Origin of the sequence: Nocardia pseudovaccinii NBRC 100343 (genome assembly GCF_001613225.1) — a bacterium.
In the GTDB taxonomy this organism is placed as follows: Bacteria; Actinomycetota; Actinomycetes; order Mycobacteriales; family Mycobacteriaceae; genus Nocardia; species Nocardia pseudovaccinii.
Genome location: NZ_BDBY01000331.1, coordinates 17,848 through 28,204, shown reverse-complemented (window position 1 = coordinate 28,204; position 10,357 = coordinate 17,848). Strand labels below are relative to the sequence as shown.

At 66.7% G+C, this 10,357-nt stretch carries 6 protein-coding genes; 2 read left to right on the top strand and 4 right to left on the bottom strand.

Annotated features, from left to right (window positions below; translation table 11 throughout):
- Positions 1-48: 48 nt before the first annotated feature.
- Positions 49-888 (top strand): DUF2637 domain-containing protein, encoded by an 840-nt coding sequence (locus NP3_RS37000; RefSeq protein WP_063046367.1) that lies wholly within the window; start codon positions 49-51, stop codon positions 886-888.
- Positions 889-934: 46 nt separating this feature from the next.
- Positions 935-1,360: a hypothetical protein gene (locus tag NP3_RS36995; protein WP_063046366.1), complete on the top strand. Its 426-nt coding sequence runs from the start codon at positions 935-937 to the stop codon at positions 1,358-1,360.
- Between the two features lies 1 nt (position 1,361).
- On the opposite strand, the gene NP3_RS36990 is transcribed toward NP3_RS36995, so the two are convergent.
- Genes NP3_RS36990 through NP3_RS36975 form a run of 4 tightly spaced genes read right to left on the bottom strand, consistent with a single transcriptional unit; the run spans position 1,362 to position 10,233 of the window.
- Complete coding sequence (locus NP3_RS36990; protein ID WP_063046365.1) at positions 1,362-2,492, bottom strand: zinc-binding metallopeptidase family protein; 1,131 nt, start codon at positions 2,490-2,492, stop codon at positions 1,362-1,364.
- Between the two features lie 4 nt (positions 2,493-2,496).
- Positions 2,497-3,411: a transglutaminase family protein gene (locus tag NP3_RS36985; protein ID WP_063046364.1), complete on the bottom strand. Its 915-nt coding sequence runs from the start codon at positions 3,409-3,411 to the stop codon at positions 2,497-2,499.
- Complete coding sequence (locus NP3_RS36980; RefSeq protein ID WP_063046363.1) at positions 3,408-6,560, bottom strand: circularly permuted type 2 ATP-grasp protein; 3,153 nt, start codon at positions 6,558-6,560, stop codon at positions 3,408-3,410. Before NP3_RS36980 ends, NP3_RS36985 begins: the two co-directional genes overlap by 4 nt.
- 28 nt (positions 6,561-6,588) lie before the next feature.
- Positions 6,589-10,233, bottom strand: a complete 3,645-nt coding sequence (locus NP3_RS36975; protein ID WP_063046362.1) for a transglutaminase family protein — start codon at positions 10,231-10,233, stop codon at positions 6,589-6,591.
- Positions 10,234-10,357: the final 124 nt, after the last annotated feature.

Sequence of the window (10,357 nt, the reverse complement as noted above, 5' to 3'; positions counted from 1 at the left end):
GCCGGGTGCCTCGGCGGAATACGGAGTGATGCACGATACGCTCCCGCTATGGCGACGATCACATCTACGGAATCGGAACTGCTCGAGGAACAGTCGGCATCGACGGATCGTCGGCCGTCCTTGGTCACCCGGCTACGGGCATGGCGGCCGCGCCCGCTACATGCTTCGGCAATCGTCACGGGCGTCGTCGCACTCACCTCATTCGAAATGTCTTTTGCCGCATTGCACGACCTGTCGGTGCGAAACCTGGTGGCTCCGGCGCTTGCCGCGAACGTGCCGATCGCCATCGACGGACTGGTCATCGGTTCGATCATCGCCACCGCCACCTTCAAGCGACGCAGTTCGGCCTGGTGGTACGCCACCGCGCTGTTCGTCTTCTGGACCCTGGTGTCGGTGGCCGGAAATATCGAGTACGCGCGCGAAATCGGGGGTAGCCCCGTGTCTTTGTCGCTGTACGCCGGTATGCCGTTGACCATGCTTTTCGCTGTGCATCTCACCCTGATGCTGTTCGGGCGCGGACGCACCGCGCAGCATGCCCCAGCAACGCAGCATGCCCCAGCGCCGCAGGAGGATCGTGCACCGGCAGTGCCAGAGGACCGTGCACCGGTAATGCCGGAAGTCCGCGGCGAAGCGGCAGAGCAGGATTGGGATCTCGCGGCGGAGGACGACTGGGACGACACGGCGCAGGACGATTGGGATTCGGCACCCCAGGAAGAGCGTGTCGTGTCCCCGCGGGGCGCCGCGATCCTGGAGAATACCGACCCGCTGCCCGTCGCTCCGAAAAAGCTGCTGGCCAGCGCACTGCCTCGGACAGCAGCCGCGCCGCGGATCACTCCGACATTCGCGACCAACGGCGCGGGCGGCAAGACAACGATCAACCCCTTCTGACTCGAAACTGCTTCAGCCACAATCGGACACGTCGATGGAGTAAGCGATGGCTTTTACCGTTTGGCAAGACCAGGGCGTAGAACAATTCCGGGAGGTCGCGGGCCGGCTAGCGTCGGTGATCCAGAGCGGCATCGATCGCTCGGGCGCGTTGAACCAGTTCGCGGAATCGATCAGCAGCGGAGAAACATTCACCGATCTGATGATCGAATACGCGTCCCGGTGGTTCACCGAAACCGGCGGGCGATCGACCTTGATCGGTCCGGAGTTGTTCTGGTTGCTGTCAGAGCCGAGCCCGCGCCGGGTATCCGGCGCCGGCCTGCGTGTGCAGGATTCGTATCTGGATACCGAATTGACGGCCGGACAGCGAGCCCGGATTTTACTGCTGATCTGCGTATACGAGGCGCTGGCGCAGAACCAGTGGGGACCGGAAGGCATGGCCGACCACGTGATCGCGACCAACGGGGTCGGCTAGGTCAGCGCGGCTCCGGCGTGGTGCAGAGGTCGTGTACCAGGCGCATTTTCTCGAGGACCGGATCGGGCAGGACGAAGGGATAGAGGTCGTCGTGGCCCATTGAGCGGTTGACCATATTGAGCGACCAGGCGAGGGGCAACCAGAGGTCGATAATGCGGTCGAAGCCGGCGCGGCCCACTTGGGGACGGTCCAGGGTCGCGCCGGCGGGGGCGATGCCGAACGCGGCGGCGGTGTCGAGGGTGTCGCGGATGTGCAAGTAGTGCGCGAAGGTTTCGGCCCAGTCCTCGGCGGCGTGCATGGTGGCGTAAGAAGAGACGTAATTGGCTTCCCAACCCGCGGGTGCGCCCTCGGAGTAGTGGCTGTCCAGTGCCGCTCGGTAGTCGGCGTCCGGATCACCGAACAGATTCCGGAAGCGTTGCGCGACATCGTCATCGGCGACCAGCACCGAGAAGTAGTAGTGGCCGATCTCGTGGCGGAAATGGCCGAGCAGGGTGCGGTACGGTTCATCCATCTCGATGCGCAATTGTTCGCGATGCGGGTCGTTGGCCTCGGCCAGATCCACGGTGATCACACCGTTCTTGTGGCCGGTGACGACCCGGTCGGTGGCGCTGGAGAGCAGGTCGAAGGCCAGGCCGGTGCGCGGGTTCCGGTCGCGGCCGACGACCGGCAGACCGAGTTCGACCAGTTCCATGATCAGTCGGCGCTTGGCGGCCTCGGCTTCGGCGAACGCCTGCAGGCCAGCGGCGTCGAGATCGTTGGGGCGGGTGCGGGTCAGGCGGCAGGATTCGCAAAGTCGTGGTCCGTCATTGCCATCCGCGGGCGACGCCGTGATCTGCCAGGCATCTTCCGACGTACCCGAGGGAGGCGGCACGATCGCACTGACCGAGACCTCGGTACCGAGCACGGGCACCAGCCAATTGCATTCCGCCACATGCAAGTTGTCGCAGAGCCGGAACCGGTCGCGATCGACAACGCCCTTCGACCGATCCACCGCCGCATCGCCCGGCGGATCGCCGATCACCACCAGCGCGCGATCGGCCAGACTGAAACCCAGTGGGCTGGAACAGGACAGGCACACCGAATTCTCGAAGGCCAACTGTTGTCCGCAGTTCGGACAGGTGAAATCGCGCATATCGCTACACCTCTACCGGCGCCACGTCGACGGATACGGTGATCGAGCTCTCCTTGGCGTCGGTGTAGATGATGCCACGCATCGGGGGCACATCGGCGTAATCGCGACCCCAAGCGACGGTTACGTACCGCTCGTCGGCGAATTGGTCGTTGGTGGGGTCGAAACCGATCCAGTGGCCGGTCCGGTCGTGTGCGGTATCGCCGGGGATCCATACCGCGGACCAGGCATGGGTCGCGTCCGCGCCGACCATGCGTTCCTTACCCGGCGGCGGATCGGTTGCCAGATAACCGGACACATAGCGCGAGGCCAGTCCGTGTGAGCGCAGGCAGGCCGCGCCGATCCTGGCGAAGTCCTGGCAGACGCCCGCGCGTGCGGCGAAGACGTCGGCGACCTTGGTGGATACCGTCGTCGAGCCGGATTTGTAGGTGAAGTCGTCGTGGATGCGGGTGTTGAGTTCGGTTACGGCTTCCAGTAGCGGCCTGCCCGGCGTCAAGGATTCGGCGGCGTATGCGGTGACCTCGGGGGTGATCTCGGGCGGATGCAGGTCGAGGGTGAATTCCACCGCCAGTGGGCCATTGGCGGTGGACGGGCGGGCCTGCTCCCAAGGCTTGCCGGTGGCGCTCACCGCGGTCGCATCGGCTATGTCGACCTCGACCACGGATTCCCCAGTGACGACGAGCTTCGTATGTTCGGCCGTCACATGGAAATACGAGGTGGTGTTGCCGTACACGTCGGTGCCGATCGAGCGGTCCGATGGTGTCGGATCGATATGGATCTCATGCGAGAGCAGGAGCTGTCCGGGAAACTCCCGCGGCGTCAGATAGGCGCGCCCATAGGAGCTGGTGACCTCGTCGGAATACTTGTAGGTGGTGCGATGCTCGACCCGATAGCGCCGGGCGGCGGCGTTGCGCGCGATCATCCAACGACCCTCGTGCTACCCCACAGCGGCTGGATGCCGACCGGCAGCGCCAGTTTCGTGGTCTCGAAGGATTCGGAGATCTTGCGCAACCGCAAATGCACGCCCTCCAGCAACTCGGCCAGTTCGGTACGTCGGCCCTCGTCATCGGTGATATCCAGATCGGCCGGATCCACCCGGCGCAGCATGCGCTTGGCATCGGCGAGCAGTCGTTGCGGGCGTGAGGATCCCGACGCGCCCGGCAGCGCCTGGAAGTCGGCATCGAGCTGATCGAGCTGATAGGCCAGCGAGCGCGGATTACCGGCATCGAAGAGCAGCAGTCCGGCCACCGCCGATACCCGCACCGAATCCCGGTGCCGCCGACGGTAACTCACCGACGACTCGGTCGCCTTCAGCACCGTCTCGGTGACCACCCGCTCGGCTTCCGCCGGATAGACCGTCGTCAGCGCGGCCCCGAGCAATGCGGTCAACGACAGCCCCCGTTCGATGCGCTTGCCGATGTCCATGACGTACCAACCGGTATCGCGCACCAGCGATTCGGCACCGATACCGGACAGCGAGAGCAGCGCCGCCAACGACAGCGAATGCACCGCCGACAACGCCGACTCCTGATCGTCACCGGTGAATCGATACTCCTCCAGCGCCCGATCCACCGCACCCAGAATCATCCAGGTATCCACCGACAACTGATCGCGCACCGCCCGCGCCGCCGACCCGTACCGATTGATCGCAAACGCCATCGACCCCGGCATATCCCGATCAACAGTCAACGCCACCAAATAGTCATGCCCCTCCCGCCCCTCCTCGGGCACCGCCGACCGCGCAGTAATCGCCGCAATCGGCTTCGAGGGGTCAGCGGAGCCCGACGCCGCTCCCGCGGCACTCGCCCCTTGCCCACCCGACTGCGACGATCCCGGCTCATCGGAGCCTGAAGCCGCTCCCCTGATGTCCGGTCCCCGCCCGGCCGACCGCGACTGCGTTCGCGATCCGGGCGCTTCCGATGCGGCCGGACCGGACCCTGGCAGCTGCGCACCGGAATTCGCATCCAACCCGGGCTCGCCGGAACCAGACGGTGCTCCCGTCGCCGGGTGCCCGTGGCCAGCCGAGGGCGACGCAGGCGGTTCCGCTCCGGCCGGACCCGACGCCCCTGCTGCACGCGGACCGGGTCCCGCCGCTTGCGACTGCGTTTGTGACCGTGCGGTTGGCGGGCGCGGCTCCGCCCCAGTCGATCCCGGCTCGGTGGCCGCGCCGCTCGCCCCGGTCGCACTCGGTTCAGCGGGTACCTTCTCTAACTCGGCACCGGGCAGCACGCTGAGCGGAGCCAGCGTGCCGGTGGTGTGGGCCAGCGCGGCCATGAGTACGGGTAGCGCGTCGGCGCCATCCAGCCAGGGGCGGTAGCGGTAGTCCTGGTAGCAGTTGTGCGTTGCGATCAGTTGGCGCACAACGGTTTCGGCGCGTTCGCCGTAGCGGCCCATCCAGAACAGGTCGTTGAGTACGCGGGGGGAGCTGACCGGTTCGATTACCGGGGCGCGGCGTTCGCGTTCCTCGTGGGCGGGTTCGGTGCTGATGGCGGCGACGGCGGCCGGGGCCGCGCGGACCCAAATGTCTTTAGCGGCAACCTTTATGACTACCCGCTCAGGTTGCAGGCGTTGGCGCAGCTGGCCGAGGCCGCCCTCCATCGCGGTATAGCCGCCGCGTCGGGCGAGCGAGAACAACCGCATACCGACCGGCGCCGAGGCGAGTCCGCCGTAACCCTGCACCGCGGGCGCGACCGAGAACTGCGCGGGTTCCTGTCCGACCCACTGCCAGCCGCAGTCCTCGATCCGAGCGGCTAGTTCCGCGCGTTCGGCATTCGACAGTTCCGGACCGAACAGCGTCGCACCGTCGACCGCCGAGCAGATGATCAGCCGATCCAGATTCGCGATCAGATGCGACCGTTCGCTGTCGTTGCCACCCCAGTACGTCGGCGCGCTCTCGAGCGCCAACTCCTCTCCCAGCAGCGCCCGCGAGATCCGCGGCAGGAATCCGGCCAGCGCCGGATTCTCCAGCAACCCGCTGCCGATCGTATTCACCACGGTCACGGCACCACGTCGCAGCACTTCGACCAGCCCGACCACTCCGAGCCGCGAATCCGGCCGCAGATCGAGCGGATCGGAGAATTCGGCGTCCACCCGGCGCAGCACCACATCGACCCGCTTCAACCTGCCGAGCGAGCGCATCCACAGCGCACCGTCGCGCACCACCAGATCCGCGCTCTCCACCAGCGGAAAACCCAGCGTCGATGCGAGATAGGCCTGATCGAAAGCGGTTTCGGAATGCACACCGGGACTGAGCACCACAACGACCGGATCATTGTCATCGGCCATCGGTGCGGATTCGATCAGCATCAATCGCATGGCCCGCGCGAACGGCGTGAGCGGACGCGGATTGGAATGTTCGAAGGCCTCGGGAATCGCCGTCGACACCACCCGTCGATCCGCCAGCGCGTATCCGGCACCCGACGGCGCCTGCGCCCAGTCGGCGATCACGCGGAATTGTCCGTCGCTCCACCGGCTGAGATCGCAGGCGTGCAGGAACAACTGGTGTCGCCCGGGAATCGTGATGCCGTGCGCGGCCCGCACATATCCACGATTGCCGAACACCACCTCCGGCGGCAGCAGACCGGTGGTGATGGTGCGGCGCGCGCCGTAGATATCGGTGAGCACCTCGTCGAGCACCCGCGAGCGCTGCACCAGCCCGGCCTCCAGCCGGGTCCAGTCGTCGGCGGAGACCAGCAGCGGAATCGGATCCAGCCGCCAGGCGGTCGGCATGGGCGGTTCGCCCGCCGCGCCCACCTCGGTGTAGTAGATGCCGTCGTCATCGATGAGCCTGCGCACCCGGCTGTCCAGCCGCCCGAGCCCGGTCGTGCCCAATTCCACGAAATCGGCGGACAGCTCCGACCACATGCGCCGCACACCACCCGCGGGATCGACCAGCTCGTCGTAATACCCGCCCGTCGGCCGACCGCATTCGTCGTAGCCCGCGGTATCCGCGCCCTCGGCGCGATATCTGGCGAACTGTTCCGCGACCTGCTCGCGAACACTCAGCCGTCCGGCATTCGACAGCGTCGTCTCGGATTCCCGAGCACCCGAGCCGCGCGCTTCGTCGCGCATAGTCACCGCGCCGACCTCCGCCCCTCGCTTACCGATCGCTGACCAGTCCCCACACCGTGCGCGCCCGGCGCAGATCGAGGATGCCCGGCGCGCCGATGTCGATGGACTGTGCTGCCATCTTCGCACGTAGCACCCCTGGATCGACCCGGGAAGTGGTGTGGCCCGCCGCCTCGAACCGCCGGTTGCGGCGCGATTGCGCGGCCACCGCATTGACCGGCGGCTCGTCATAGGCCATGCCGCCGGGGTGCGCGACGTGATAGGTGCAGCCGCCGCGGGACAACCCGGTCTCGGCGTCGATCAGATCGAATACGAGCGGCGCGTCGACGGTGATGCTCGGGTGCAGCGAATTGGGCGGCTGCCACGCGTGATAGCGCACTCCGGCCACTTGCACATCGGCCTTGCCGGTGGCGAGCAGCGGCACCGGCATCCCATTGCAGGTCACCACGAGGCGTTCGCGGTCCGCACCGACCACCCGGACCTGCAACCGCTCCACCGAGGAGTCGACATAGCGGGCGGTGCCGCTCGCCGTGGTCTGCTCGCCGAGGGTATTCCACGGCTCGATCGCGCCGCGCAGTTCGAGTTCGACATCGCCGAGCACCACGGTCCCGATGCGCGGGAAGCGGAATTCGGTGAAAGGATCGAGCCAGCTGGGGTCGAATTCGATGCCGTGCGCACGCAGGTCGGCGGCCACCTCCGCGATATCGGTCTTCAGGAAATGCGGCAGCAGATAGCGGCCGTGCAGATTAGCGCCGTGCCGAATCAGTTTGGCCTGCAACGGTTCCGCCCAGAACCGGGCGACCAGGCCGCGCACCAGCAGCGACTGCACCATGGCCATCTGGAAATGCGGCGGCATCTCGAAGCCGCGCAGCTCCACCAATCCCAGTCGGCCCCTTGCCGTTTCCGGACTGTAGAGCTTATCGATGCAGAATTCGGCGCGGTGGGTGTTGCCGGTGAGGTCGGTGAGCAAATGACGCAGCGCCCGATCGATATGCCACGGCGCATCCGAATCTCTGCTCAGCCGAGCGACTTCGGCGAAAGCGATCTCCAATTCGTACAGCGCGTCCTCGCGGCCCTCGTCCACCCGAGGCGCCTGTGAGGTCGGACCGACGAAGCGACCGGCGAACAGATACGACAGCGCCGGATGCCGCTGCCAGTAGGTCAGCATCGAGACAAGCAGATCCGGACGGCGCAGCAGCGGTGAGCGCGCGGGTGTCACGCCGCCGAGCGTGATGTGATTGCCGCCGCCGGTTCCGCTGTGCGTCCCGTCGACATCGAAGGATTCGGTGCCGAGCCGGGCCAGTCCGGCCTGCTCGTAGAGCGTCGAAAGCAGTTCGGCCTGTTCGCCGAAGGAGGCGGTCGGCTGCACATTCACCTCGATCACGCCGGGATCCGGTGTGACCGAGAGGGTGCGCAGCCTGGCATCGACGGGCGGGGCGTAGCCCTCGAGCACCACCGGCTGACCCACCGCCGCCGCGGCCGCCTCGACGCGCTGGATCAGCTCGAGGAAGTCGTCCAGTTCTTCCAGCGGTGGCAGGAAGACGTGCAGTCTGCCATTGCGGACCTCGCCGACGAGCGCGGTGGTCGGCTCCCAATCCGAGTCCTCCACCATGGCGGGTGGTTCGGTCCGCGGGAACTGTAGCGGTCCCATGAACAGCGGATCACTGTCCGGGCGCGGACGCGGCGGCTGCCACGAGACAGCATCCAGCGGCAAGCGCAGACCGGCCGGAGAATCGCCCTCCGACAATACGATTCGCCCCTCCGGCTGGTCGGGCGACTTACCGCGCCGCATCCGCCAGTCGGCACTCGCCCACCCGGCGCCGTCCGCGCGGCGATACAGCGAAAGCAGATAGGCCGCGGGCGCGGTCACGGCCGTGTCGAGCCGCGCCAACAGTTCCTTGCGCGCTTGCGCCGAATCCTGTCCCAGATCATCGGCCGGATCTACCGGATCACCTTCGGGCGCACGGACACTGCCCGCCAGCCGGGCCAGCGGGTCCTCGTAGGCCGGACGCACCTGGGTGTCCGGCAGGCCGAGACCCGCAGCAATATGTGCGATCAGTGCCTGGGCGGATTCGAGACCCGCGGGTGCAGGCAACGGCGTACGGACAGTTGATTCGGTACCCGGAGCCGACCCATCGCCGGTCATCGCGGGAGGGGATCCACCGCCTGAAACATTCGAATGAGACTGCGGCCCTGACGAACTCCCGAGGCCACCGATCGATCCGCGATCCAGCACCGCAAGTTTCCCGACGCCATCACCTGGCCAGAAGCCCACCGCTGAGCCATCGCTCGACACCGCGCCATCAGCCGAAGTCGACTGCTGCCGTGCCGTATCCCCCGAGTGCTCGGCCATCGGCTCCACCCTGACGGACTCCCCCTCCGACACCGAGGCAACCATCCGCGGTGGCGTCCACGGATCAGCAAGCAGATCCTGACGCGTCCAGACGGGGTCACCATCGGCGCGCCACGCGACCGCAATCTCCCAGCGCGGCAACGGTTCTCCCGGATACCACTTACCCTGCCGATACTGCGCCAACCCGGTCGGCGCATAGATGCGACGCAACCGATCGGCGAGATCGACGGCGCGTTCGCGTTTGCGCGCCCCGTCCGCCTCGGTCGTCCATTCCGGGCTGGTCTGATCATCGATCGATACGAACGTCGGCTCGCCACCGATAGTCAGCCCGACATCGGCCATGCGCTCGTCGACCGCCGCACCCGCGGCCGTGATCCGCTCCCACTGGGATGCGGTGTAGGGCAATGTGGTTCGCGGATCCTCATGGACCCGCCGCACGGTATTGGCGAAATCCATGGTCGTCCCGGTCCGGCCGGTCGTGCCGGTGATCGGCGCCGACGAGGTCGGATGCGGTGTCGCGGCCAGCGGTATATGCCCCTCGCCCGCGAATAGTCCGGAGGTCGGATCGAGGCCGACCCACCCCGCACCGGGCAGGAACACCTCGGTCCAGGCATGCAGATCGGTGAAATCGGCGGGCGGTCCCGACGGTCCGTCGCGTGCGGGCACGTCCTGCGCCAACTGCACCAGATACCCGGAGACGAACCGCGCCGCCAGCCCGAATTCCCGCAGGATCGACACCAGCAACCACGCCGAATCGCGGCACGACCCGATCGCGCTACGCAGGGTGTGGTCCGGCGATTGCACACCGGGCTCCATCCGAATCGCGTACCCGACGTCATCGCGCAGCGCCTGATTGACCGCGACCAGGAAATCGATGGTGCGCGGCCGATCGGTCGGCGTATACGCGCGCACCCATTCGCGAACCAGCGCACCAGGTCCCGAACCCGGCTCGGATTCATCGACCGGACGCAGATACGGATCCAGATCCGCGACCAACTCCGGACTGTAGGCGAACGGAAAGTGCTCGGCGTAATCCTCGATGAAGAAGTCGAACGGGTTGATCACCTCGAGATCGGCGATCAACCCGACGGTGATGGACAACTCCCGCGCCGCATTCGGAAAGACCAGCCTGGCAAGGAAATTCCCGAACGCGTCCTGCTGCCAGTTGCAGAAGTGATCGCCCGGGACGACCCGCATCGAGTACGCCTCGATCCTGGTCCGCGAATGCGGCGCGGGCCGCAGACGCACTACATGGGGGTGGACCTGCACCGACCGGTCGAAGGTGTAGGTGGTCCGGTGTTCGAGCGACACCTTGATGCCCATGCAGCAAGTTCATCACAACCGAGCCAGCTGTATTCGAATTGCGGTGTTCCCGGGGCCCTCCGTGGTTACGCAAGCTGCCGCCTCCGGGCCCGTCGCTCACGCCTGCGCCTCGCTGGCGCTCGGC

Bases quoted from the DNA above. Each gene is read 5' to 3' on its own strand.
- NP3_RS36995 (WP_063046366.1), top strand. From the start codon at position 935: ATGGCTTTTACCGTTTGGCAAGACCAGGGCGTAGAACAATTCCGGGAG.
- NP3_RS36975 (WP_063046362.1), bottom strand. From the start codon at position 10,233: ATGGGCATCAAGGTGTCGCTCGAACACCGGACCACCTACACCTTCGAC.
- NP3_RS37000 (WP_063046367.1), top strand. From the start codon at position 49: ATGGCGACGATCACATCTACGGAATCGGAACTGCTCGAGGAACAGTCG.
- NP3_RS36985 (WP_063046364.1), bottom strand. From the start codon at position 3,411: ATGATCGCGCGCAACGCCGCCGCCCGGCGCTATCGGGTCGAGCATCGC.
- NP3_RS36990 (WP_063046365.1), bottom strand. From the start codon at position 2,492: ATGCGCGATTTCACCTGTCCGAACTGCGGACAACAGTTGGCCTTCGAG.
- NP3_RS36980 (WP_063046363.1), bottom strand. From the start codon at position 6,560: ATGCGCGACGAAGCGCGCGGCTCGGGTGCTCGGGAATCCGAGACGACG.